The 23,379-nt window shown below is 57.9% G+C and carries 23 protein-coding genes; 13 read left to right on the forward strand and 10 right to left on the reverse strand.

What is annotated here, in order from left to right:
* Window positions 1–51: 51 nt before the first annotated feature.
* The 9 genes from OSH04_RS04775 to OSH04_RS04815 all read right to left on the reverse strand — a co-directional run bounded on the left by OSH04_RS04775 (window position 52) and on the right by OSH04_RS04815 (window position 9,309).
* Window positions 52–756, reverse strand: a complete 705-nt coding sequence (locus tag OSH04_RS04775; RefSeq protein ID WP_266108023.1) for an RES family NAD+ phosphorylase — start codon at window positions 754–756, stop codon at window positions 52–54.
* Window positions 749–1,423, reverse strand: coding sequence for a hypothetical protein (locus OSH04_RS04780; protein WP_266108024.1), 675 nt, complete (start codon window positions 1,421–1,423; stop codon window positions 749–751). Before OSH04_RS04780 ends, OSH04_RS04775 begins: the two co-directional genes overlap by 8 nt.
* 314 nt (window positions 1,424–1,737) lie before the next feature.
* A complete protein-coding gene (locus OSH04_RS04785; RefSeq protein ID WP_266108025.1) occupies window positions 1,738–2,892 on the reverse strand; it encodes an iron-containing alcohol dehydrogenase in 1,155 nt (384 codons plus the stop codon).
* An 11-nt stretch (window positions 2,893–2,903) separates the two neighbouring features.
* Window positions 2,904–3,566 (reverse strand): ABC transporter ATP-binding protein, encoded by a 663-nt coding sequence (locus OSH04_RS04790; protein WP_009459228.1) that lies wholly within the window; start codon window positions 3,564–3,566, stop codon window positions 2,904–2,906.
* Window positions 3,556–4,305 carry an ABC transporter ATP-binding protein gene (locus OSH04_RS04795; RefSeq protein WP_009459230.1) on the reverse strand — a complete coding sequence of 250 codons (750 nt, stop codon included), beginning with the start codon at window positions 4,303–4,305 and terminating at the stop codon, window positions 3,556–3,558. The genes OSH04_RS04790 and OSH04_RS04795 overlap by 11 nt, the downstream gene beginning before the upstream one ends.
* The gene (locus OSH04_RS04800; protein WP_021446921.1) at window positions 4,302–5,288 is read right to left on the reverse strand and encodes a branched-chain amino acid ABC transporter permease; all 987 of its coding nucleotides are present in this window, start codon (window positions 5,286–5,288) and stop codon (window positions 4,302–4,304) included. Before OSH04_RS04800 ends, OSH04_RS04795 begins: the two co-directional genes overlap by 4 nt.
* Complete coding sequence (locus tag OSH04_RS04805; RefSeq protein ID WP_035272061.1) at window positions 5,285–6,181, reverse strand: branched-chain amino acid ABC transporter permease; 897 nt, start codon at window positions 6,179–6,181, stop codon at window positions 5,285–5,287. The genes OSH04_RS04800 and OSH04_RS04805 overlap by 4 nt, the downstream gene beginning before the upstream one ends.
* 253 nt (window positions 6,182–6,434) lie before the next feature.
* A complete protein-coding gene (locus OSH04_RS04810; protein ID WP_035272059.1) occupies window positions 6,435–7,733 on the reverse strand; it encodes an ABC transporter substrate-binding protein in 1,299 nt (432 codons plus the stop codon).
* A gap of 100 nt (window positions 7,734–7,833) precedes the next feature.
* Window positions 7,834–9,309 (reverse strand): NAD-dependent succinate-semialdehyde dehydrogenase, encoded by a 1,476-nt coding sequence (locus OSH04_RS04815; protein ID WP_115633967.1) that lies wholly within the window; start codon window positions 9,307–9,309, stop codon window positions 7,834–7,836.
* Between the two features lie 310 nt (window positions 9,310–9,619).
* On the opposite strand from OSH04_RS04815, the gene OSH04_RS04820 reads away from it, so the two are divergent.
* The 3 genes from OSH04_RS04820 (at window position 9,620) to OSH04_RS04830 (ending at window position 12,918) form a co-directional block, all read left to right on the forward strand.
* The gene (locus tag OSH04_RS04820; protein WP_031232690.1) at window positions 9,620–10,408 is read left to right on the forward strand and encodes an IclR family transcriptional regulator; all 789 of its coding nucleotides are present in this window, start codon (window positions 9,620–9,622) and stop codon (window positions 10,406–10,408) included.
* A 352-nt stretch (window positions 10,409–10,760) separates the two neighbouring features.
* Window positions 10,761–12,161 (forward strand): ATP-dependent RNA helicase DbpA, encoded by a 1,401-nt coding sequence (gene dbpA, locus OSH04_RS04825; RefSeq protein ID WP_009459240.1) that lies wholly within the window; start codon window positions 10,761–10,763, stop codon window positions 12,159–12,161.
* Window positions 12,162–12,471: 310 nt separating this feature from the next.
* Window positions 12,472–12,918, forward strand: coding sequence for an OsmC family protein (locus OSH04_RS04830; protein ID WP_266108027.1), 447 nt, complete (start codon window positions 12,472–12,474; stop codon window positions 12,916–12,918).
* Window positions 12,919–12,963: 45 nt separating this feature from the next.
* Here OSH04_RS04830 and OSH04_RS04835 read toward each other — a convergent pair whose 3' ends face one another.
* Window positions 12,964–13,917: a LysR substrate-binding domain-containing protein gene (locus OSH04_RS04835; protein ID WP_009459251.1), complete on the reverse strand. Its 954-nt coding sequence runs from the start codon at window positions 13,915–13,917 to the stop codon at window positions 12,964–12,966.
* A gap of 385 nt (window positions 13,918–14,302) precedes the next feature.
* Here OSH04_RS04835 and hcaE point away from each other — a divergent pair, with 385 nt between their 5' ends.
* From hcaE to dmpG, 10 genes are read left to right on the forward strand one after another with little or no spacing between them, the layout of a single operon-like run.
* Window positions 14,303–15,661: a 3-phenylpropionate/cinnamic acid dioxygenase subunit alpha gene (hcaE, locus tag OSH04_RS04840; protein WP_009459253.1), complete on the forward strand. Its 1,359-nt coding sequence runs from the start codon at window positions 14,303–14,305 to the stop codon at window positions 15,659–15,661.
* Window positions 15,658–16,206: a 3-phenylpropionate/cinnamic acid dioxygenase subunit beta gene (gene hcaF, locus OSH04_RS04845; RefSeq protein WP_009459254.1), complete on the forward strand. Its 549-nt coding sequence runs from the start codon at window positions 15,658–15,660 to the stop codon at window positions 16,204–16,206. The genes hcaE and hcaF overlap by 4 nt, the downstream gene beginning before the upstream one ends.
* A gap of 28 nt (window positions 16,207–16,234) precedes the next feature.
* Window positions 16,235–16,555, forward strand: a complete 321-nt coding sequence (hcaC, locus tag OSH04_RS04850; RefSeq protein ID WP_060186504.1) for a 3-phenylpropionate/cinnamic acid dioxygenase ferredoxin subunit — start codon at window positions 16,235–16,237, stop codon at window positions 16,553–16,555.
* Complete coding sequence (gene hcaB, locus OSH04_RS04855) at window positions 16,552–17,367, forward strand: 3-phenylpropionate-dihydrodiol/cinnamic acid-dihydrodiol dehydrogenase (RefSeq protein ID WP_060186371.1); 816 nt, start codon at window positions 16,552–16,554, stop codon at window positions 17,365–17,367. The genes hcaC and hcaB overlap by 4 nt, the downstream gene beginning before the upstream one ends.
* Window positions 17,367–18,653, forward strand: a complete 1,287-nt coding sequence (hcaD, locus tag OSH04_RS04860; protein ID WP_266108028.1) for a 3-phenylpropionate/cinnamic acid dioxygenase ferredoxin--NAD(+) reductase subunit — start codon at window positions 17,367–17,369, stop codon at window positions 18,651–18,653. The genes hcaB and hcaD overlap by 1 nt, the downstream gene beginning before the upstream one ends.
* 14 nt (window positions 18,654–18,667) lie before the next feature.
* Window positions 18,668–19,615 (forward strand): 3-carboxyethylcatechol 2,3-dioxygenase, encoded by a 948-nt coding sequence (locus tag OSH04_RS04865; protein ID WP_266108029.1) that lies wholly within the window; start codon window positions 18,668–18,670, stop codon window positions 19,613–19,615.
* 32 nt (window positions 19,616–19,647) lie between these two features.
* Window positions 19,648–20,502 (forward strand): alpha/beta fold hydrolase, encoded by an 855-nt coding sequence (locus OSH04_RS04870; protein ID WP_088450650.1) that lies wholly within the window; start codon window positions 19,648–19,650, stop codon window positions 20,500–20,502.
* 1 nt (window position 20,503) lies between these two features.
* On the forward strand, window positions 20,504–21,301 hold the full coding sequence (gene mhpD, locus OSH04_RS04875; protein WP_266108030.1) for a 2-keto-4-pentenoate hydratase: 798 nt from the start codon (window positions 20,504–20,506) through the stop codon (window positions 21,299–21,301).
* Window positions 21,302–21,326: 25 nt separating this feature from the next.
* Window positions 21,327–22,271, forward strand: a complete 945-nt coding sequence (locus OSH04_RS04880) for an acetaldehyde dehydrogenase (acetylating) (protein WP_203145562.1) — start codon at window positions 21,327–21,329, stop codon at window positions 22,269–22,271.
* Window positions 22,272–22,288: 17 nt separating this feature from the next.
* Window positions 22,289–23,323, forward strand: a complete 1,035-nt coding sequence (dmpG, locus tag OSH04_RS04885) for a 4-hydroxy-2-oxovalerate aldolase (protein ID WP_115634055.1) — start codon at window positions 22,289–22,291, stop codon at window positions 23,321–23,323.
* Window positions 23,324–23,379 lie beyond the last annotated feature (56 nt).

Genomic DNA, 23,379 nt, shown 5'->3' on the forward strand with positions numbered 1-23,379 from the left:
CGGATAGAGCCGCTCTTGTAAGCAGACGTTAGGCCTGAAGATATCGATTACTTAGGCACTACCTGGAACGATCACCACCCCAATCCGTTCGGCCAGATCCAGCACGGCATCGTAGCTGACCGGATCTTCGCTCAAGCTCTGCGATGGGCCCTGGGCTTTCAAGGCGCTTTTGGCAATGCGATCCCCAAAGAGCATCACGGCCCGTGCCGAATCATCCTGCCGGGACACCCAGCACAAGCCTTGGGCCTGCGGACATTGCCGATAAATCGCAGCAGCCCACAAACGGGTTGCCGGATACTGATCTTTTTCGGTGTCGATCAGTTGCTTGCGTGTCACACCCAGTTTCCTTAGCGGGACACTGGCCAGATCGACCAGAACCAAAGGCGCATTCAGCAGCACGGTGGAATGCACCTGCCCCAGCAGCTTTTTCTTGTCATAACTTTTAAAGCCAGCGGCGTGCGGCACGTCATGAAAGACGGTTTCCATCATGGCGCAATCGTGGCTGGTGCCGCCGTACAAGGTGGGAATGGCCCTGCCCTTCTCATCCTGAATTGGACTGAAACGGGCATTGCCCTGCATACCTGGGTTGAACTGGGTCGCCAAATACTTATCTTGATGAACGCGATGCAATAACTGCCCTTTGGGCCACTCCATCAAGGTCAAACGCAGCTCACCACCTGGAGCGGAGATTGCCGATCCCCCCTCCTGCGGAATGTGCTTTTTATCAGCGGCCGCGGGCGACGCTGGCTTAGCCATGAGCCACGGCTTGTACTTCGTCTTGAGCAGCGGCAATGACCTTTTCCGGTGCAGACATCAACAAGTCCTGCGGCCGCTTGCCACCCAAAAAGCTGTTGCTGGACATGAACCAGTAGGCCATGCCCCAGCTATCTTTATGCCCGGCCAGAATCTCCAGAACCTGAGCCAATGGTTTGGCAGGACGGAAGCTGGTAGCCGGGTCCAGGCCATAGCCAGGAAAGTAATCCGCGCCACCATGATTGATGGCAAAAATCTGCCCCTGCTTCTTCCACTTATTAGGCTGGGCGCTAGGGTTGCGGGTGCTTAAGCCCGCCAGTTGCGCCACATCAGCAGCGCTAAGCCAATCCCCGCTTTCCAACACCGCGGTGCGGGCCTGAACCAGCATGGCGGCTTCTTTCAGCAGACGGGGCGATGGTGGCGTGCGGGGCACCAGCACTTCAGCCAGACGCTCCAGCGACTCCTTGTCCTGCCGCTCCTGCAAGACCTCGAACATGGACGAGACCACATTGGTGAAGTTCTCGGCCAAAGCCTTGAAAGCGGCGGGCTTGATGTGATCGAAAGCCAGCACCAGCACCTGCTCGGCCTGCGAACGGCCCAAGCGAGCCTTAACCTCTTTGGGCGTACCCACCAAGGTCGAGACACTGGGACTACTTACCAGGACGCTCATGGATATACTCCTTGAAGGTTATTTATGATGATTAATAATACCATAACCCTAATAACCTAAAAAATCACGACTAGTACAACCAGCCCATCCCAAAGTACGACCTGCTCGTTCGTTCTGACACTCATCAAGCAGACACCACACCGTTATCCTGCCGCCTACCAAAGCGGAAATCGAAGCGTCATAGCTCACAGCTACTCCCCCTAACTTCCACTCCCTCTCTATTAAGGTCGCTACCACCATTTCGCAGGCAAAAAAAAACCTGAGCCGGCACAGCACCGGACTCAGGCTAAAAGGTTTCCGCTGTTAGCGGTCTATCAGAACGCGGCGCTGTAAATAGCGAAGGCGTCGTCTTCAGTCACGTCGCGGGGGTTGTTGCCCAGCAGACGGGTTTGTTTCATGGCTTCCTGGGCCATACGGCGCAGGTCGCTTTCCTTGATGCCGACTTCGCGCAATTGGCGCTCGATGCCGGTATCAATGGCGATCTGTTCCATAAAATTGATGAAGGCTTCGGTCTTGGAGGCCTCATCACCCTGGATGCCGGGGATCAGCACTTCCGCCAGTTCGGCATACAGCGGGGCTGCGGCCGAGGCGTTAAAGCGCAGAACGTGTGGCAGGACCAGCGAGTTCGACAAGCCGTGTGGCACGTGGAAAATACCGCCGATCGGGTAAGCCAAGGCGTGTACGGCACCCACGGGAGCGTTCGCAAAAGCCTGACCAGCCAGCGTGGCACCCAGCAGGATGTCCTGGCGAGCCTCGGCATCCTGGCCGTTGCGACAAACGTGCACCAGCTTGCTGCCAATCAGACGCAGGGCTTGTTTGGCCAGATTGTCCGACAGCGGGTTTTTCAAAATACGGCTGGTGTAGGCCTCGATGGCGTGCACCATGGCGTCGATACCCGTCGCCGCAGTGATACGCGGTGGCAAGCCCAATGTCAGTTGCGAGTCCAGAATGGCCAGATCAGCGTACAGCTCGGGCGCCACCACACCGGATTTGGTGGTTTCGCCGGTGGTCACGATGGAAATAGGCGTCACTTCCGAGCCTGTTCCCGCCGTGGTCGGGATCTGCACCAAGGGCAGGCGCGAGCCGCGCACATTATCAATACCGTACATTTCTTGCAGGGGCTGGTCTGACGCCAGCAGGACAGCCAGCAATTTGGCCACGTCCATGGACGAACCGCCACCCAGGCCAACAACGATTTCCGTTTTGGCCTGGCGAGCGCGCTCCGTTGCCTGCAAAACAATGTGCTCTGGAGGATCGGCAATAACATCGTCAATCACTTGCACGGTCCAGCCGTTGGCTTTCAGATCAGCCAGGGCAGGATCCAGCAAGCCGCTTTCGTGCAGGAAACGGTCAGTCACCAGACAAACGCGCTCTTGCGAGTAGCGCTTGCGCAGGATCTGACCGAGCCGGGCAGCGGCTCCGCTTTCAACATAAATAGCGGGGGTGGTTCTGAACTCGAATGCCGACATGGGCTTTCTCCTTATGGTATGGCGGGCTGCGGTACTTCGATACGGCCGCGGTCCATCCGGTAGGTGTAATCAATCACATTGCCTGCGTGCTGCAAGTCAGCACCGGACAACAAGGCACTGAAGCCCTCTTTGCTCAACTCGCCCACCACTTCTGCAATACGCTTGGACAGCGCAGGAGCAACGCCTTCAAAAGGCTCGTCCAGCAAAAGCAGCTTGTCAGCCGTCATCAAGGCACGGCCAATGGCGACCAGCTTTTGTTGACCGCCCGACAATTGCAGGGCGCGGCGTGGGCCAAATACTTTCAGCTCGGGAATAATGCGCCAGACGCGATCCAGACGCTCTTCAATGTCCTGGGATTTCAAGGCCCAGGCGGGCAGGCGGATGTTCTCTTCCACGCTCAGCTCGGGGATCAGCTTGCGATCCTCGGGGGCAAAGCCCATGCCCAAACTGGTGCGACGGTAAGCGGGCATCTTGGCCAGTTCCTGACCATCAAACATGACCGAGCCACTGTCCACAGCCAGCAAGCCCATCACCGTGCGCATCAGCGTGGTTTTACCCGCACCGTTACGACCGGCTAGGCCCACGATCTGGCCTTGGCGCACTTGCAGGTTTACCTGGCGCAGGATGCTGGTGGGGCCAATACGTACATCCAGATTTTTGACATCAAGCAGCATTATCGGCCTCCTGTTTATTGCGTCCCACCGGCTCGCCGATGATGTATTCACGGACCTGCTCATGGGCCAGCACTTCGTCCGGAGTGCCGTTGGCCAAAATGGTGCCGTCGTAGAAAGCCAGCACGCGATCGCTGTAGCGGCGCACGATTTCCATATCGTGCTCCACAAACAGAACCGTCACGCCCGCATCACGAACCACTTTCATGACACGGTCCATCACTTCAAATTTCTCGTCACTGGCCACACCACTGGTGGGCTCGTCCAGCAACAGCACTTTAGGCTGGGCCACCATGGCCAAGGCAATGTCCAGCAACTTGCGAATCCCTTCAGGCAAGGTGCCTGCCTGGGACTGGGCGAAGGCGCTCAGGCCGAAACGCTCCAGAATCGCACTGGCTTCGGACAAGGGCTGCTTGGCCACGCCCAGGGCAATTTCCACGTTTTCCAAGGCGTTCAAGGAGGTGAACAGCTGAGGAATCTGGAAAGAACGGGCGATCCCCATGCGGGTCACTTCCCGGGGTGGCAAACCCGTGATCTCGCGACCGGCAAAAAAGATATTGCCGGAGTCCGGCTTCATGTAGCCGGTCAACATGTTCACGAAGGTGGTTTTACCTGCGCCATTGGTACCGATCAGGCCCGTAATGGTTTGCGCATGGATATCAACGGTCATATCGCGCGCAGCGTGGACAGCGCCAAACTGCTTGCACAAACCTTTAGCAGAAATCAAGGGTGACTGACTCATGAGCGGGCCCCTGTCGGTGAAGAAGAATCGTTGGAGGTAGCCGCTGCATTGCGACGGTTCAGAATACTGATCAGGCCACCGGGCAAGAACACAATCAGGGCCAACATGCTGACACCCATGACAATCTGCCAGGTGTTAGGAGCATATTGATAAGCCAGTGTGCGGATCAGTTCCAGGCTCAGCGCACCCAGGAAAGGAGCGTAAGCGTTACGAGTACCGCCCAGCACAGCAATAAAGATGAACTCGCCCGAGGTGGTCCAGAACGCCAGTTCAGGGTCCACGTGACCGATGCTCAGCGAGGACAAGGCACCGCCCAGACCAGCCAGAGCCGCCGCCAGCACGTAGCTCAGGTGAATATTGCGGTAAGCCGAAGCACCCAGGTATTCAACGCGGATTTCATTGTCCTTGATGGCTGGTCCCAGACGACCGGCACGGCTGCGCAGGAAACCTTGCATGGCCCACAGCACAAAACCCACCAGCACCACGGTCAGGACAAACACGCCTGGACGCGAGAGGGTTTCAGCAAAGGCACCCCACATGAAGGAAGGCGCGTGCACGTTAAAGCCGTCACTGCCACCCAGGCTGGGGTTACGCACCAGCAAGCCGTACATGATCATGGACAGGGCCAGGCTCAGCATGGCGAAGAAAATATCGCGGTAGCGAGCCAGCAGAAACCCCAGAACCCAGGCCAGCAGCGCAGCGCAAGCAGCGGCAAATGGCAGCAGGATCACGGCTTCGCGCCAGTCCAGGTAGTTCATGGCCATACCGACACCATAGGCGCCGATGCAGTAGTACAAGCCTTGACCAAAAGAGGCCAGGCCAGAGCGCAGCAAGAGCACCACGCCCAGGGCAACCAGGCCCTTGGCCAGCGCCACCGTGATCAGAAACTGCCAGGATGGCAGGCCAAAGCCCACAATCAGGGCGGCCACCGTAATGACCAGGGCAATCATGCCCTGCTTAAGCGTAATGTTGGTCTTGTTCATATCTTTCGGGCCTCGGCGGCAGCAAACAATCCTTTAGGACGGACGGCCAACACCAGTGCCATAACCGCGTAGATGGAGAAAAGTTCGATTTCGGGCCAGTAATGCACAGCAAAGGAGCGCACCAGGCCAACAATCACAGCGCCCAGAGCAGCACCGGGCAAGGAGCCCAGACCACCAATCACGACCACGGCGAAGGCCATCACAATGACTTCCACGCCCATGCCGGGAGCGACAGAGATGGTAGGAGCCGTCAGCGCGCCACCCAGGGCGGCCAGCGTGGCACCAGCAATAAACGTCAGCAGGAAGTAACGTTGCACGTTAATGCCCATGGCCTGGCTGACTTCGCGGTCATGAATCACGGCCAGCAAGATGCGGCCTTGACGCGAATACTTCAGGAACAAGGTCAGGAACAGGCCAGCCAGAATGGCAGCCACAACAATCACAAAGCTGTAGGTGGGGTAGAACAGGTCGCCGAATTCGACGTTACCCAGCAAACCATAAGGTTCGGCGATCACATAAGGATCCACGCCCCAGACCAGCTTGACGGTATCTTCCAGGATCAGGAAGACCGCGTAGGTAATCAGCAAAGAGACAACAGGTTCTTCCTGGTAGAAGAAGCGCAGCAGGCCATATTCAATGACCAGCCCCAGCACCAGACCGGCAATAACCGCGGCCAGGATCAGCATCAAATAGCTGCCGTATGGGCTTTGATCGGTAGAGAGCCACTGCGTCACCATGGTGACAGCGGTATAGGCGCCAATGGTATAGAGGCTGCCGTGGGCCATGTTCAGGATCTTCATCACACCATAGATCAGCGTGAGTCCGACCGCGACCAGAAACAGCCAGGCGGCGTACATGATGCCATCTATTAGGGCAGCAGAAAGAAGAGACATAGTCGGTTTCTGTGGAAAGGGAATAAAAAATGCCACCACGCCGCAAGCTCGGTGTACTTCTCCTTATGGGAGAAGCCTTTACCTGGCAAGCAACTCGGCGGTAATGCACATACCACTGGCGACGCCTTCGGTGTCCCCCTTACAGGGAGCCTTAACCTTGGGAGCGGCCCGGCGGTAAAAACCGGACATGCAAAAAACGGTCTTGCATGCCCGGATTGTCAGGGCAGCGTCCTTTTCAGGACGTCTGCTCGGATCAATACTTCAGACCACCCTTGATCCAGTCGATGGACTTCACGCCTTCGGGTGGAGTGACTTCTTCAGGTTTGAAGTGACGCAAGTCGGTGTAGCTGATCACGCCTTTATCGTTTTTCACCACGCCCAAGGTCGTACCTTGAACAGCCTGGTGGCCTTTACCCAAGGACATGGTCACGTCGCCCGATGGGCTCTCGAAAGTCAGGTGCTCGAATGCAGTAACCACTTGTTCGGTGGAAGGGGTTTTGCCTTCGTTGGCAGCCTGGGCTTTTTCGTAAGCCGCTTTCAGACCCAGCAGAGTTTGCGTCATTTTGTAGGACGGGTAGCTAGGATCTGCATTGAACTGTTCGCGGTAGCTGGCGCGCAACCAACGGTTCAATTCATTGTCAGGAGCGAAAGCAGCGTGTGGGCCACGAGCACCGATGATGGTGCCGGTCGGGATCTGGTTGTTGGCACGGTGTGTTGCCGTTTCACCGGCGGTCAGCACGGTCAGGGTATTGCGGAACAGACCGCGTGGCAGAGCCTGCACCACGAAGCCTTCCAGATCACCACCCCAGAAGCTGGAATGAATCACTTCAGGACGGGCAGCCATCAAGGACGAGATTTCGGCGTTGTACTGACCAGCGCCCAGCTTGGGCATTTGCGAGGTCTTGGCTTCTACACCTGGCTTGAGGGCTTGCAATGTGCCTTCAAAGTCGTGCCAGGCGTCCTGGCCCCAGGCGTAGTTCTGGTTAATACCGGCGTAGCTCTTCAACTCGGGGTTGCGCTCCAGCACAAAGCGGGCAGCAGCCACGTTGTCCATGGTGGCGTGGGCCACAGGACGGAAGACGTATTGGTAGCTGGCATCTTCAAACAGGCGGGGTGTACCGCAGTCGAAAATCAGCGTCAGTTTTTTCAGCTCTTCAGCAACGGGGGCCACGGCCAGACAATCGCCCGAGGAAATGTAGCCAACCACGATGTCCACGTTTTGTTGCTGAACCAGGTTGCGGTATTCGCTGACCTGTTTGGCGGTGCCGCCGTTCTCGTCAATGAAAACCAGTTCAATCGGTGCGCCACCCAGACCCTTGGTGTTGTAAGGGGCAGGTACTTTACCTTCATTCAATTGGGCAGCCGTCAGTTCAGCGGCATTTTTGGCAGGAACGCCAAAAGGACCGGAAGCAGCGCCGGACAAGAAAGTCACCACACCAATCTTGATGGGTTTGACATCATCAGCGTTGGCAGTCGTGCTGGCCATCAGGCCGGCGGTGGCCAGTGTCAGGGCCAAAGTCAATTTTCGTGGGGTTGCAGACAGGATAGACATAGCGTCTCCTTTATTTAGCTTATTGTGGGGTTCTGCTGATGGGGCGCTCTATATATAAGAGCGGCCCCCTTCGCTGCGCTGGGCGCGGGCATGTATCAACTTACAGCTGCTGGCACATGTATTTGATTTCCAGGTACTCGTCGATTCCGTAACGGGAGCCTTCGCGACCCAGACCGGATTGCTTGACGCCACCAAAGGGAGCCACTTCGTTGGAAATCAAACCGGTATTGACGCCAACCATGCCGTACTCCAGCGCTTCGCCCATGCGCCAGGCACGTGCGTTGTCGCGGGTGAACAGGTAGGCAGCAAGACCATATTCGGTGTCATTGGCCATCGCGATCGCTTCAGCTTCGTCTTTGAAGCGGAACAACGGCGCCACAGGGCCAAACAATTCTTCACGGGCCACGCGCATGGCCGGTGTTGCATCACCCAGCACGGTGGGCGAGAAGTAGGTGCCGCCCAGAGGATGAGGCTGGCCACCTTGCAGAACGCTGGCGCCCTTTTCAACGGCGTCATCAATCAATTCGCGTAGGCGGTTGACGGCTTTTTGCTCGATCAGCGGACCTTGCTCCACGCCCTCTTCCATACCGTTGCCCACTTTCAGGGCAGCAACCCGTTCGCCCAGAGCTTTGGCAAAGCGATCGTAAATACCGTCTTGCACCAGGAAGCGGTTGGCACACACACAAGTCTGCCCGCTGTTGCGGTACTTGGAGGCCATGGCGCCTTCGATGGCGGCGTCCAGATCCGCATCGTCAAACACGATGAACGGGGCATTACCACCCAGTTCCAGCGACAGACGCTTGATGGTTGGAGCACACTGCGCCATCAACAAACGACCCACTTCGGTGGAGCCGGTAAAGGACAGCTTGCGCACAATAGGGCTTTCCGTCAGAGCGGCGCCCACCACACGGGATTGACCGGTGACCAACTGGAACACACCAGCAGGGATACCCACGCGCTCGGCCAGTACGGCCAGCGCCAGGGCGGTCAGGGGAGTCAGGTCGGCAGGACGAACAATAATGCTGCAACCCGCAGCCAGAGCTGGCGCTACCTTGCGGGTAATCATGGCCGCAGGGAAGTTCCAGGGAGTGATGGCAGCGCACACACCGACGGGCTGCTTGACCACCACAATGCGTTTGTCCGCCTGGGGGTGACCGACCACGTCGCCATACACACGCTTGGCTTCTTCGCTGAACCATTCCACAAAGGAAGCGGCGTACAGCACTTCACCACGAGCCTCGGCCCAGGGCTTGCCCTGTTCCATGGTCATGATGGTGGCCAGGTCGTCCGCGTTGGCAACCAGCGCATCGAACCAGGCGCGCAACAGCTTGGCACGCTCGTGCCCGCTACGTGCCTTCCACTCGCGCTGGGCCACTTCAGCATCGCTGATGACCGCTTCGATTTCCGCTGTGGCCAGGCTGGCGACATTGGCCAGGCACTCACCCGTAGCAGGATTAAGAACGGCGAAGGTATTGCCATCGCCTGCCGAGACCCAACCCTGAGCGGTCCAGGACTGATCTTTTGCCAGGCTGGGATCCTTCAGTTTGCTAATCAATGATGCCGCGATATTGTTCATTATGCTGAACCCGTTTCTCTTATAGTGAACTTGGTAGAATTATAGGAGCCGAAAAATCGCGACGTCAACGAATCGGCTTACGGGTTTACCCGTAGAACATCAGTCGCCGTATTTTTTGTTTTGGGGCATTTGAAGGCACAATGTAGAGTTGGCATCCCGACAGCAAATCTGGCCTAATTCAGGGCCTGTACGCCTGGTCTGTAGGCTGATTGCCCTATGAGATGCTTCTGGCTGTGCTGACAGAACCCTGCCCCTGTTCCCAGAGTTCAGCCCTGTCCATCCGGGCTTATTGGACTTCCTGTGTGTCGTTATGGAGTTAGTCGTAGTGGAAGAGAAGAAACTGGTTCCGGCTGTAGTACGTGCAGTCACCGTACTGGACGAATTGGCGGCCTCGCCGGAGCCCCTGTCATTTACGGACCTGGTCAAACGCCTGGGTATGCCCAAAAGTTCCTTGTATGGTCTGTGCACCACCTTGCTGGATCTGCACCTGATCCGTAAGCTGGAAAATGGCAGTTTCACCCTGGGTACACACGTGATGGGCTGGGCCAATGCCTTCCTGTCTCAGCTGGATCTGACGCAGGAGTTTTTTGCCGCTTGGGACGATATGCGCGTCCTGCCTGAAGAGACCATCACCCTGTCCATTCTGGATGGCGAAGACGTGGTCTACATTGCCTGCCGCAACGGAACCCGCCCGCTGGGTTTCACCTTCCGTGCCGGGATGCGCTTGCCTGCGGTCTATACCGCTACCGGCAAAGCCATGCTCAGCACCTTGCCGGGATCGGAGCTAGAGCAGGCCTTGAATCACCCCTGGCCCGAACCGCTTACCGTGCATGGCCCGCGCAGCAAGGAAGACTTGATGGTGGAATTGAACGATGTGCAGCGCCTGGGATACTCCGTGGACGCCTGCGGCGTACGTGACGGCATGCACTGCTTTGGAGCTGCCGTGTTTGATTCCAATAACCGCGCTGCCGTGGCCGGAGTGGCCGTCAGCTTGCTGACCCAGGAAGCCGATGAAGCAGCCCAGCGCCGTGCCGGTGAAGCCATGCGCAAGCTGGCTAATCGCCTGTCAGAACGCCTGGGGGCGTCGCGCAAGGCATAAGCTTTTTCCAGCCTGCACAGCACGTTATAAAAACAAGGGGCGGCATCAGCAGCCCCTTTTTGTTTGAATTATTTCTTGATCCAGAAGGCGGTAGCGGCATCTACCCTGAAGTTTGTTTATAAAGCGCAGGCCTATGAACCCTGGCCTGGACTGTCACCCCCGCCAGGCCTTGCAAGAAAACCAGTAAATCGCAGGAGCTGCGCTACCTTCCTGCCTGCTTGCCTGCCTGCCTGCTTGCTTACTTGCTTACTTGCTTGCCAACATCCAACCATCTTCCCTGCTTTCTATTTCCCAGCGATCGGCCCGCAAACGGTAAACTGTCGCTAAATCCTTTATTTTGCAGTCCTTTTTGATGTCACCCATCGTGCCCCATACCTCTTTCAGTACCCTTCCCCTTCTGCCCGCCTTGCTTGAAACCCTGGATAGCCTGGGTTTTGAAAAAATGACGGCCATTCAGGAACAAAGCCTGCCCTTGATTCTGCAAGGCCGCGACCTGATCGCCCAAGCCAAGACCGGCAGCGGCAAAACCGCCGCGTTTGGCCTGGGTCTGTTGCAAACCCTCAACCCCAGCAAGCTGACTCCGCAAGCCCTGGTGATCTGCCCCACGCGCGAGCTGGCCGATCAGGTCACCACGGAACTGCGTCGTCTGGCCCGCCAGATTCCTAACGTGCGCATGCTGACTTTGTGCGGTGGTGTGCCTTCACGTCCGCAAACCGAAGCCTTGCGCAATGGTGCGCACGTGGTGGTGGGAACGCCGGGCCGTATTCAGGACCATCTGGAGCGCGGCAATCTGGACTTGTCCGCCCTGAAAACATTGGTCCTGGACGAAGCCGACCGCATGGTAGATATGGGCTTTCACGATGACATCGTGGCCATTGCCTCGCACTGCCCACCACGCCGTCAAACCCTGCTGTTCTCCGCCACTTATCCGGAAAATATCCGCAAGCTCAGCGCCCGCTTTCTGAAAAACCCTGCAGAAGTCAAAGTGGAAGCGCTGCACGATGCCAGCCAGATCGAACAGATCTTTTATGAAGTTCACCCTGAGCAACGTCTATCTGCCGTGGTGACCCTGCTGGAGCACTTCCGCCCCGCCTCTACCCTGATTTTCTGCAACACCAAGATGCGTTGCCAGGAAGTGGTGGAAGAACTGCAATCCGAAGGCATCCAGGCCCTGGCTCTGACCGGCGACCTGGAACAACGTGATCGCGACGAGATTCTGGTGCAGTTCTCCAACCAGAGCTGTGCCGTGCTGGTCGCGACCGATGTGGCATCACGCGGTTTGGACATTCAGAATCTGGGGGCCGTCATCAACGTAGACGTCACCAAAGACAGCGAAGTGCATATCCATCGCGTGGGTCGGGTCGGCCGGGGTGATCAGAAAGGCCTGGCCCTGAATCTGGTCTCGCGCAGCGAGCAGCGCTGGGTGAAGTTGATCGAGGAGTTCCAGGGCAGCGAAGTGAAATGGAGCAATCTGAAAGGCTTGCGCCCTCAATCCAAAGAGCCGCTGCGCGCACCCATGATGACGCTGGAAATTCAGGGTGGCAAAAAAGACAAGCTGCGCCCCGGCGACCTGCTTGGTGCCCTGACCCGCGATGTGGGCCTGAAAGGTGAGCAAGTCGGCAAGATTGCGATTACCGACGCCCGTTCCTACGTGGCGCTGGACCGCAAGATTGCACGTCAATATTTTGACCGCATTGCCAACGCCAACATCAAAGGCCGACGCTTTCGCATGCGCTTTGTAGAAGATAAATAAATAGGGCAGCGACAGTCCCTGAACCAAGGACCGGCAACGCCAGCACCATAACCTATTGGAAGCAATAGCCAGTGCCGTTGCCGAGTCTGCAAGCAGCAGCTCGTGCCATACCAGGCAGTTATTAGCTTAGGCAGCTAATTTTCAAAATAAATGCCGCAGCCAAAAAAAATATATAAACTACCTTTCAAGCCCAAAAGCGCCGCACGCTCCCACCGGAGCACACTAAAGCACACCCTTATCCAATTTTAAAAAAGAGACAGAAGCCTGGAATCATTAGCCAATTAACAAGCTATAAGCAAAAGGAACAGCCATGAGCAACCACGTTTTTTCTGCAACCGCAACGTTAATAGACCAACTAAAGATTGAATGCACTTCCAGGGATTTTTCCATTGTTCTGGATGAACCCGGCAAGAGAGATAATGGCAGCGGCGGGATGACTCCCCTGGAGGCCCTGCTTTCAGCAATTGGCGCCTGTAAATGCATTGCTGCAAAAAGCTTTGCAAAGAGTCAAAAAATTGACTTAATCGACATCAAAATCGAGATGGACGGTGAAATAGACACAGATGGCTTCTACGGGATCAATAAAGAGGCCAAAATGGGATTTCATCAAATTACGTGCAAATACTATATCCAGGCCAATAACAATGATGAAGAAATAGAAGAATTCGTCAATTTCATTGAAAGAACCTGCCCAGTTCTGGACACAATAATAAATACGCCTGAACTGTCAAACGAGATCCACATTATCAAACAATAAGATAGAGCCCGTATTTTTGAAAAACGCCCTCGCCTGTATGTGCAACTACATACAGGCGATTTTGCTGGGAGCCAGTTTCAAATGACTGGCAGCCGAGGGGCCCGAACCGTGCCAGCGAGCCAGCTCCCGTATACGTTCTATCAGGCTGACCGCAGCCTCGCTCATGCAGCCAGTATCTCGTGGATAGGCCATCAATAATTCACAGCGCGGGCCGCCACCGATCAAGGGGCGCGACACCACATTCTTGGGCATGAAGTATTCCGCGTAGGTAGGCAGCAAGGTATAGCCCAGGCCAGCAGCGACCAGATTAATACTCATCAGGGGGTTGGCCGAGTTATAGGTGTGCTCGGGCACCACTTTATGATGAGCCAGATAGCGGGCCAGCACATCGTGCATGGAGCGGCCATAGGAGCGATCCACCGCAATCATGGGCAAGCGATTCAGGCGTGCCGGCGGGATCAGACTATAAGCCTCCAGGCTATGCCCCTGAGGCAGATACACTCGCAAGGGCTCATCCAGCACCACTTCGCTGAACACATTGGTGGCGCGCACCGGGCCGCGCATGAACCCCAGGTCCAGCTCGCCACGCGCCAGCGCTCCCTCCTGCTCATTGGAAGTCAGGCTACGCAACACTACATCGACCTGAGGAAAGGCTGCACGAAAAGCGGGCAGCACTGCTGGAAAGATACGCACCTCGGCCGCGGGCACAAAGCCTATCGTCAGCACTTCCCGCGCCTGCGAGGCCGCCTTGCCGGCCCGCTGTACGGCCTCCTCCACCTTGTGCAGGATCTCGCGCGCGTCATCCAGAAAAATCACACCTGCTTCGGTCAATTCGACTTTACGGCGCGTGCGGTTCAGCAACGGATAACCGATCTCCTCTTCCAGATTTCGGATCTGCTCGCTCAAGGAGGGTTGAGAGGTATACAGCCGCTCGGCAGCACGGGTGAAATTCAACTCTTCCGCGACTGCAACGAAGTAACGCAAGTGTCGCAACTCCAAGTTTGTCTCCTGTCAAATTGATCGTTCCCTGCCCGGAACGTACCTGCACAGCGTTGGACGCAGCCTGCTGTGAGGACCAAAACAAGCCTTTCTTTTAGGCACTATTGTCGCCGCTCCCACGCCCTGAAAAGCAGACCCAATCTTCAATGCTGCAGCGCAGCAATCATAGCTAGCGTAAACCCTAGGTGTCGCCAAAGCCGCATCAATACTGGCCTGAACCCGAAACCCACATGCAAGCAAGGGGTTTTAGAGGGACTTATCGGGTTTGCCGATCACCCGATCTAAAGCAAGTATTGGTCGGATTCATTTCAAGCTTCTACATTTTGCCGCTAGCGACAAAAACCTGTTTTGCAAAAGCACGCATTGCAATAGCGAGGAGCAAACGATGGGAATCAACCCTGAAAAAATCGAAGCCTTGGTCGATGCACGTAATGGACGCGTCACCCCCTCCATTTACACCGACCCGGATATTTATGAGCTGGAGCTGGAGCGCATCTTTGGCCGCACCTGGCTGTTCTTGTGCCACACCAGCCAGATTCCCAAAGCGGGAGACTTCTTCAATACCTATATGGGCGAGGACCCGATCATCGTGGTTCGTCAGAAAGACGGCTCGATCAAGGCCTTCCTGAACCAATGCCGACACCGCTCCATGCGCGTGTCTTATGCAGACTCGGGCAATACCAAAGCCTTTACCTGTCCCTACCACGGCTGGAGCTACGGCACCAACGGCGATCTGGTGGATGTACCGCTGGAGCCGCGCGCTTATCCGCAAGGCTTGTGCAAGGAAAAGTGGGGCCTGCAGGAAGTAACCCGCGTCAAAGTATACAAAGGCCTGGTCTTTGGCAATTGGGACGCCACAGCGCCTGATCTGGAAGAGTACATGGGCGACATTGCCTGGTACCTGGACGGTGTGCTGGACCGACGCGAAGGCGGCACTGAAATCATCGGTGGTGTTCAGAAATGGACCATCGAATGCAACTGGAAATTCCCCGCCGAACAGTTTGCCTCCGACCAGTATCACGCCCTGTTCTCGCACGCCTCTGCCGTGCAAGTGCTGGGCCAGAAACCCGGTGACGAGGACAAGGCTCTGGGCGCCGGACAAACCGCACGCCCGGTTTGGGAAACCGCCAAGGACGCCGTCCAGTACGGCCAGCGCGGCCATGGCAGTGGCTTCTTCTTTACCGAGCAGCCTGACGCCAACGTGTGGGTGGACGGTGAAGTCTCCCAGTACTTCCGCGACACCTATGCCGAAGCCCACGAACGCCTGGGTGAAGTCCGCGCCCTGCGCCTGGCCGGTCACAACAATATGTTCCCTACCCTGAGCTGGTTGAACGGCACCGCCACACTACGCGTCTGGCATCCCCGTGGCCCCAATCAGGTAGAAGTCTGGGCCTTTTGCATTGCCGATGCAGCCGCTCCCGACGATGTAAAAGCCGCCTTCGAGCGCAGCGCTACCCGCGCCTTCGGTCCCGCCGGTTTCCTGGAACAGGACGACTCCGAGAACTGGGCTGAAATCCAGAAAATCCTGCGTGGCAAACGCGCTCGCGGCACGCAACTGTGCATGGAAATGGGCTTGGGTAACGAAGGGCTGCGCAGCGATGGCGTACCCGGTGTGACCAATTACATCTTCTCCGAGACCGCCGCCCGTGGCCTGTACAAGTACTGGGCCGACCTGATGGTGTCCGAGACCTGGGATGAAGTACTGGAACGCAGCCGTGCCTACGAAGAGGAGCTGGTGAAATGAGCGCCGTCATTCAAGAGCCGACTCAAGCGGCCATCGTCGACATGCAGTTGCATCACGAGATTGCCGACTTTTTGTACCAGGAAGCCGAACTGCTGGATGACTGGCAGTTCCGTGACTGGCTGGACCTGCTGTCCGAGGATGTGCACTACCACATGCGCAGCACGACCAATGCGCAAACCCGCGATCGTCGGCGCAGTGTGCAGCCACCGAGCACCTGGATCTTCAACGACAACAAGTTCCAGCTGGAGCGCCGCGTTGCACGTCTGGAAACCGGCATGGCCTGGGCGGAAGAGCCACCCTCCCGCACCCGTCACTTTGTGAGCAATCTGCGTATCCGCCCAACGAGCGATGGCCAGGGCTACGAGATCCGCAGCAACTACATCCTGTACCGCGCTCAGAAAGAACGGGATGAGACCTGGTATGCCGGCAAACGCATTGATTGCGTGCGCCGCAGCGACAACCGCTTTGGTTGGGAGCTGTACGAACGCGAAATCGTTCTAGATCAGGTCGTCATTACCTCCCACAACTTAAGCGTTCTGTTCTGAACCCGCTTATTTTCCGATGTTGATTGATATGACCCGCATTACTGCATGTGAAACCGGTGCGCTGGCCGATGGCGAAGCACTGAAGATAGACACCCCCGAGCGCCAGATCGCCTTGTTCAATATCGCTGGCACCTTCTACGCCACGGACGACCGCTGTACCCACGGCAACGCGTCCATGTCCGAAGGCTATGTCGAGGACGACGGCACCGTGGAGTGCCCTTTGCACGCTGCCCGCTTCTGTCTGAAAACGGGCGCGGCACTGTGCCAGCCCGCCACGGAAGCGCTGCGTACCTATCCGGTCATCATCAGCGAAGGCATGGTCTATATCGATCTGGAGGCCCAGGCATGAAAGGCTGGCTTGAAAACGAAGTCGCACTGATCACCGGAGGCGGCTCCGGCCTGGGCCTGGCTCTGGTGGAACGTTTTTTGAAAGAAGGCGCCAAGGTGGCCGTGCTGGAACGTTCGGCAGAAAAATGCGCCCAGCTGGAGCAGCACTTTGAAGGCAAGGTGCTGGCCGTCCAGGGGGACGTGTGCAGCGCGGCCGACAATCAAAAAGCGGTCGCTGCCACAGTGGCCCGCTTTGGCAAGCTGGACTGCTTTATCGGCAATGCGGCTGTCTGGGATCACGGCGCACGCCTGATCAACACCAGCATGGAGCAATTGGACAAAGGCTTTGATGAGCTGTTTGCCATCAACGTCAAAGGCTATCTGCTTGGGGCCAAAGCGGCTGCCGCCGAGCTGGTGAAATCCTGCGGCAGCATGATCTTTACCTTAAGCAACTCCGCCTTCTACGCCGAAGGCGGTGGCCCTTTGTATACCGCCAGCAAGCACGCGGCGGTCGGTCTGATTCGTGAACTGGCATTCGAGCTGGCCCCCAAGGTACGCGTCAATGGCGTGGGCCCTTGCGGCATGAAAACCGATCTGCGCGGACCGCAGGCTTTGGGTCAGCAAGACACCCGCATCATGGACTCACGCTCGCCCGATGCAATCAAGGCCATCCTGCCCCTGCAGTTCTTCCCCGAACCAGAAGAATTTACCGGCCCCTTTGTGCTGCTGGCATCACGCCAGAACAACCAGACGCTGACCGGCGTCATGATCAATGCTGATGCGGGCCTGGGTATCCGGGGCATCCGCAATGTGGCTGGCGGTCTGGAGCTGTGATGCAAGCACCACATATCCTCATTATTGGAGCTGGTCAGGCCGGTACCACAGCAGCCGCTGAACTGCGCAGCCGTGGCTTTCAAGGCTCGATCACGCTGGTCGGTGATGAGCCTCATCTGCCCTATGAGCGTCCACCGCTGTCCAAGGATGCCTTGCTCAACCCCGAACAGGCCCAACTGACACTGCACCCCGCAAGTTTCTACCAGGAACAGAATATTGATCTGAAACTGGGCGTACGTGCTGTGGCTATTGATGCTCAAGCTCGTCAGGTCAGTCTGTCCAATGGTGACAGCCTGAACTACGACTCGCTGCTGCTGGCCACCGGTGCGCAGGCCCGACGCCTGCCCGAACTGGATGCCTTGGGTTCTGTATCGCATGTGCTGCGCACCCTGGACGATGCCCATCGCATTCGCGCCCAGATCAAACCCGGTAGTCATGCACTGCTGGTAGGGGCTGGCGTGATTGGTCTGGAGCTGGCCTCCAGCCTGGTCGCCATGGGCGCAACTGTCGAGCTGATCGACCCGGCCACCCGCATCATGTCGCGCAATGCTCCCGAAGTCTTGAGCGATTACTTGCTCGGCGTCCATCAAGCGCGCGGCGTCCACGTTCATCTGGGCACCCATGTCGAGCATGCAAGCCTTGAAGCTGAACAAAAAATTGCTTTGACACTCAGCAACGGCAAGACGCTGCAGGGTGATCTGCTGATTTACGGCGTAGGCGTCACCATAGACACCTGCCTGGCTGACAGTGCCGGGCTAAATACCGAGCAAGGCGCCGTGGTCATTGATGAGCATGGCCGCAGTTCCTGCCCAGGCATTTATGCCGCCGGCGACACCACCGTTCAGATCGGACTGGATGGCCGCTGGCAGCGGCAGGAAACCTGGGAGAACGCCAACCGCCAAGCCGTGATGGCAGTGTGCCACATGCTGAACCAGGAACCCGCCAAAGCTACTCCCTCCTGGTTCTGGACCGATCAATGCGACCTGAATATTCAATTCGCCGGGGAGATGCAGGCGGCTCATTGGGTCCTGCGTGGCTCACTGGAGCAAACGCCATTTGTGCTGATCGGCCTGGACCCTGAAGGTGCCATCTGTGGCGCCATCACCGTCAACCAAGGTCGCGACATGCGTCCCTTGAAGGAATTGATTGAACAAAGAGCCATCTTGCCATTGGAGGTCTGGGCCGATACCACCCAGGCCCTGCGCAATCTGGCAAAACAGGGGGCGAGCCTTGCGCTTGCCGCACAAGCCGCGGCTCCATGCGTCGCGGCCCCTTCACACTCATAAAACAGGAGACTGGGATGCAGGCACATCTGGAGTGCTTATCGCACACCCCCTTGCTGGGTCATCACGACCCGGCACAGGCCGTGCTGGACGAAGTCTTTGCAGTACAAAAAGCCGCCCGCGAGCGCATTGCCGCCTTCAAACCGGATTTGATCGTGCTGTTCACGCCCGATCACTTCAATGGTTTTTTCTATAACGTCATGCCCAGCTTTTGCATCGGCACAGGCGCCCATGCGATTGGGGATTTTGGCAGTCTGGCCGGGAGCTTGAACGTGCCCTTCGAGCTGGCTACCGACTGCGCCACCCATGTCATCAATAGCGGTGTGGATGTGGCGATTTCGCACGATATGCAGGTCGATCACGGTGCTGCCTATCCGCTGGAGCATCTGGTAGGCAGTCTGGATCAGTACCCGGTTATTCCGGTGTTCATCAACTCGGTAGCGGCCCCCCTGCCCACGTTCAAGCGTGCACGCCTGCTGGGTGAAGCCATCGGTCAATGGGCCCGTTCTACCGGAAAACGCGTGCTGTGGCTGGGTTCCGGCGGGCTGTCCCATCAGCCCCCCGTGCCCGTTTACGCCGAAGCGCCCGAGCCCGTGCGCCGCTCTCTGGATGGCGAAGGCTACACCCTGTCGCCCGAAGCCCGTGCCGCCCGCACCCAGCGCACGATTGATGCTGGCAAGGCTTTCACCCAGGACCCCTCGGTGTTGCATCCGCTTAACCCCGAGTGGGACCAGAACTTTCTGGATCTGCTGCAAACGCAGCGCTATGCCCAGCTCGATGAGGTCGCCAACGACGAGGTCTCCGCCCTGGCAGGCCGCAGCGCCCACGAAGTCAAAACCTGGGTAGCCGCCTTTGCCGGGCTGTCGGCCTATGGCCCTTACGAAGCAGGCCATCGCTACTACCGCGAAATTCCCGAGTGGATTGCCGGTTTTGGCGGCTTGTCCGCCCATCCCAGCAAGAACTGAAATCCACCACAACAAAACATCAGGAGATTGTCATGAGTCTTAATGAAGCTGATTACAGCCGTTTCGCGACCGTGGTCGAGGAAGGCAAGGAACTGCGCATTCACTACAACGATCTGGGCCAGGGCGAACAGACCGTCGTCATGCTGCACGGCTCGGGCCCCGGTGCAACCGGTTGGGCCAACTTCAACCGCAATATCGAACCCCTGACCCAGGCTGGCTATCGCGTCTTGCTGATTGACTGCCCCGGCTGGGGCAAGAGCGACTCCATCGTCAACAGCGGTTCGCGCTCGGATTTGAATGCTCGTGTCGTCAAAAGCATCATCGACCAGTTGGGCATAGCCAAGATTCACATGCTGGGCAACTCCATGGGCGGACATAGCTCGGTGGCCTTTGCCCTGACCTGGCCCGAACGCGTGGCCAAACTGGTTCTGATGGGCGGCGGCACAGGTGGCATGAGCCTGTTCACCCCCATGCCCAGCGAAGGCATCAAGCTGCTGAACGGCCTGTACCGCGAACCGACGCTGGAAAACCTGAAGCGCTTCAACAATGTCTTTGTGTTCGATGCCAGCGTCCTGACCGAAGAACTGCTGCAAGCCCGTCTGAACAATATGCTCAGCCGCAAGGATCACCTGGAAAACTTCCTGAAATCCCTGGAAGCCAACCCGCGCCAGTTCCCCGACTTCAGCCCGCGCCTGCCCAGCATCACCGCCCCCACCCTGATCATCTGGGGCCGTCAGGACCGTGTCGTTCCTTTTGACACCGGCCTGCGCTTGCTGGCGGGTATCCCGAACTCCGAGCTGCACGTCTACAACCAATGCGGCCACTGGGCGCAATGGGAACACGCCGAGAAGTTCAACCAGCTGGTGCTGGACTTCCTGGAGCGTTGAGATGAGCGAATCATCCATTGAACTGCTGGACACGCTGGCTGCCCGCCTGCGCCAGGCCGAACACAGCGGTCAGGCCATTGAACCGATCCGCGCTCTGATCGGTGAAGACAATGCCCAGGCCGCCTATGACATCCAGCGTATCAATATTGCTCGTGGCTTAGCGCAGGGACGCCGCCTGACGGGCCGCAAGATCGGCCTGACCAACCCCAAGGTGCAAAAGCAGTTGGGCGTGGACCAGCCCGACTTCGGCGCCCTGTTTGCCGACATGGCCTATGGCGATGGCGACACCGTCCCCTTCGAACGTGTATTGCAGCCCAAGATCGAGGCCGAAATCGCCCTGATTCTGGAGCGCGACCTGCCTCACGCCGACACCAGCTTTGCGGATGTCGCCACCGCCGTAGGCTGGGTCATGCCTTCTTTGGAAATTGTGGGCAGCCGCATCGAAAACTGGGACATCCGCTTTGTCGATACCGTGGCCGACAACGCCTCCAGCGGCCTGTATGTGCTGGGCGGACCCGCCCGTCGCCTGGATAGTCTGGACCTGCGCGCCGCCCGCATGACTCTGCTGCGTAACGGCGAAGCGGCCTCCAGCGGCAGTGGTGCCGAGTGCCTGGGCCACCCCTTTAATGCAGCCGCCTGGCTGGCCCGCACCCTGGCCAAACTGGGTGATCCGCTCAAGGCCGGGGATGTCATTCTGACCGGCGCTCTGGGCCCCATGGCGCCGGTAGCCAGCGGCGATCACTTTGAAGCCGTGATCGAGGGCATAGGCTCGGTATCGGTCACCTTCAGCGCAGGCTAAGTCCTCTTTGTTCGGAGTAACACACATGACAAACCCCAAAATTGCCGTCGCCATTATTGGCTCGGGCAATATCGGCACCGACCTGATGATCAAGGTACTGCGCCAAAGCAAATACCTGAGCATGGGTGCCATGGTCGGTATCGACCCCAGCTCGGACGGCCTGGCCCGTGCGGCACGGCTGGGCGTGCCCACCACCCATGAAGGTATTGAAGGGCTGCTGAAGCTGCCCAACTTCCAGGACATTCGCATTGTGTTCGATGCCACCAGTGCCGGGGCCCATGCCCGCCACAATGCGCTGCTGCAAGAACACGGCATCAAGGTGATTGACCTGACGCCTGCCGCCATTGGCCCGTACACCGTGCCCGTGGTGAACCTGGAAGACAATCTGGACGCGCCCAACATCAATATGGTGACCTGCGGCGGACAGGCCACCGTGCCCATCATCGCGGCCATCTCGCAAGTCACCCCCGTGCACTATGCGGAAATCATCGCCTCCATCTCGTCCAAGTCGGCCGGTCCCGGCACACGCGCCAATATTGACGAGTTCACGGAAACCACCAGCAAAGCCATGCAAGTGGTAGGCGGCGCACAGGTAGGCAAAGCCATTATTGTGCTGAACCCGGCCGAGCCCCCGCTCCTGATGCGCGACACCATCTACACCCTGACTGATCCGGGCAAAGAGGCTGAAATCGAGCAATCGGTTGAAGCTATGGCAGCCCAGGTTCAGGCCTATGTGCCCGGCTATCGCCTCAAGCAAAAAGTGCAATTTGACCTGATCCGGGAAGACCAGCCCATCAATGTGCCCGGTCTGGGCTTGCGCTCCGGTCTGAAAACGTCGGTCTTTATCGAGGTGGAAGGTGCGGCCCATTATCTGCCCGCTTACGCAGGCAATCTGGACATCATGACCAGCACCGCCCTGGCCTGTGCCGAGCGTCTGGCACAAACCCGCTTGCTGACGCAGGCCGCATGATTAGCAAGGACACGAACATGGCACACGATTCACAAAAAAAACTGTTTATTTCCGATGTGACCTTGCGCGACGGCAGCCACGCCGTGCGTCACCAGTACAGCGTGCAGAACGCCATCGACATTGCCCGTGCCCTGGACCAGGCCAAGGTGGACTCGATTGAAGTGGCCCACGGTGACGGGCTGTGCGGCTCCAGCTTCAACTACGGCTTTGGGGCGCACTCTGATCTGGAGTGGATCGAGGCGGTGGCCTCGGTCGTGCAGCACGCCAAGATTGCCACCTTGCTACTGCCGGGCATTGGCACCATTCATGATCTGAAAGCCGCCTACGACGCCGGCGCACGCATCGTACGCGTTGCCACGCATTGTACGGAAGCGGACGTCAGCAAGCAGTACATCGAATACGCCCGCTCGCTGGGCATGGATGCCGCCGGCTTTTTGATGATGAGCCACATGACCAGTCCGCAGCATCTGGCCGAACAGGCCAAGCTGATGGAAAGCTACGGGGCAACCTGCTGCTATGTGGTCGACTCGGGCGGTGCCCTGAACATGAACGATGTGCGCGAACGCTTCCGGGCCTTCAAGGATGTACTCAAGCCTGAAACCCAGACCGGCATTCACGCCCACCACAACCTGTCCCTGGGCGTGGCCAACAGCATTGTGGCCGTTGAAGAAGGCTGCGACCGCATTGATGCCAGCCTGGCAGGCATGGGCGCCGGTGCTGGCAATGCACCGCTGGAAGTCTTTATTGCGGCTGCCGAGCGCATGGGCTGGAACCATGGCACCGATCTGTACACCCTGATGGATGCCGCCGACGACATTGTGCGGCCCCTGCAGGATCGCCCGGTCCGTGTAGACCGTGAAACCCTGGCCCTGGGTTACGCCGGTGTCTACAGCAGCTTCTTGCGCCACAGCGAAGCCGCAGCCAACAAGTACGGGCTGAAAGTCGTGGACATTCTGGTCGAACTGGGCAAACGCCGCATGGTGGGCGGGCAGGAAGACATGATCGTGGACGTGGCCCTGGACTTGCTGCAACGCCAAGGCGCCACAGCCTGATTCCGAGACTCTAAAAAAAAGTTCTACCCCCGCTCAGCGCTGCCTTGCCGCGCAGT

It is taken from the genome of Alcaligenes nematophilus, from assembly GCF_026344155.1.
Taxonomy (GTDB): Bacteria; Pseudomonadota; Gammaproteobacteria; order Burkholderiales; family Burkholderiaceae_B; genus Alcaligenes; species Alcaligenes phenolicus.

Excerpts from the sequence above, each read along its gene's own strand:
- mhpD (WP_266108030.1), top strand. The coding sequence starts at position 20,504 with ATGAGCGAATCATCCATTGAACTGCTGGACACGCTGGCTGCCCGCCTG.
- hcaE (WP_009459253.1), top strand. The coding sequence starts at position 14,303 with ATGGGAATCAACCCTGAAAAAATCGAAGCCTTGGTCGATGCACGTAAT.
- hcaB (WP_060186371.1), top strand. The coding sequence starts at position 16,552 with ATGAAAGGCTGGCTTGAAAACGAAGTCGCACTGATCACCGGAGGCGGC.
- hcaD (WP_266108028.1), top strand. The coding sequence starts at position 17,367 with ATGCAAGCACCACATATCCTCATTATTGGAGCTGGTCAGGCCGGTACC.
- OSH04_RS04795 (WP_009459230.1), bottom strand. The coding sequence starts at position 4,305 with ATGAGTCAGTCACCCTTGATTTCTGCTAAAGGTTTGTGCAAGCAGTTT.
- dmpG (WP_115634055.1), top strand. The coding sequence starts at position 22,289 with ATGGCACACGATTCACAAAAAAAACTGTTTATTTCCGATGTGACCTTG.
- dbpA (WP_009459240.1), top strand. The coding sequence starts at position 10,761 with ATGTCACCCATCGTGCCCCATACCTCTTTCAGTACCCTTCCCCTTCTG.
- OSH04_RS04815 (WP_115633967.1), bottom strand. The coding sequence starts at position 9,309 with ATGAACAATATCGCGGCATCATTGATTAGCAAACTGAAGGATCCCAGC.
- hcaC (WP_060186504.1), top strand. The coding sequence starts at position 16,235 with ATGACCCGCATTACTGCATGTGAAACCGGTGCGCTGGCCGATGGCGAA.
- OSH04_RS04790 (WP_009459228.1), bottom strand. The coding sequence starts at position 3,566 with ATGCTGCTTGATGTCAAAAATCTGGATGTACGTATTGGCCCCACCAGC.
- OSH04_RS04800 (WP_021446921.1), bottom strand. The coding sequence starts at position 5,288 with ATGAACAAGACCAACATTACGCTTAAGCAGGGCATGATTGCCCTGGTC.
- OSH04_RS04775 (WP_266108023.1), bottom strand. The coding sequence starts at position 756 with ATGGCTAAGCCAGCGTCGCCCGCGGCCGCTGATAAAAAGCACATTCCG.
- OSH04_RS04785 (WP_266108025.1), bottom strand. The coding sequence starts at position 2,892 with ATGTCGGCATTCGAGTTCAGAACCACCCCCGCTATTTATGTTGAAAGC.
- OSH04_RS04805 (WP_035272061.1), bottom strand. The coding sequence starts at position 6,181 with ATGTCTCTTCTTTCTGCTGCCCTAATAGATGGCATCATGTACGCCGCC.
- OSH04_RS04820 (WP_031232690.1), top strand. The coding sequence starts at position 9,620 with ATGGAGTTAGTCGTAGTGGAAGAGAAGAAACTGGTTCCGGCTGTAGTA.
- OSH04_RS04830 (WP_266108027.1), top strand. The coding sequence starts at position 12,472 with ATGAGCAACCACGTTTTTTCTGCAACCGCAACGTTAATAGACCAACTA.
- OSH04_RS04810 (WP_035272059.1), bottom strand. The coding sequence starts at position 7,733 with ATGTCTATCCTGTCTGCAACCCCACGAAAATTGACTTTGGCCCTGACA.
- OSH04_RS04880 (WP_203145562.1), top strand. The coding sequence starts at position 21,327 with ATGACAAACCCCAAAATTGCCGTCGCCATTATTGGCTCGGGCAATATC.
- OSH04_RS04865 (WP_266108029.1), top strand. The coding sequence starts at position 18,668 with ATGCAGGCACATCTGGAGTGCTTATCGCACACCCCCTTGCTGGGTCAT.
- OSH04_RS04870 (WP_088450650.1), top strand. The coding sequence starts at position 19,648 with ATGAGTCTTAATGAAGCTGATTACAGCCGTTTCGCGACCGTGGTCGAG.
- OSH04_RS04780 (WP_266108024.1), bottom strand. The coding sequence starts at position 1,423 with ATGAGCGTCCTGGTAAGTAGTCCCAGTGTCTCGACCTTGGTGGGTACG.
- hcaF (WP_009459254.1), top strand. The coding sequence starts at position 15,658 with ATGAGCGCCGTCATTCAAGAGCCGACTCAAGCGGCCATCGTCGACATG.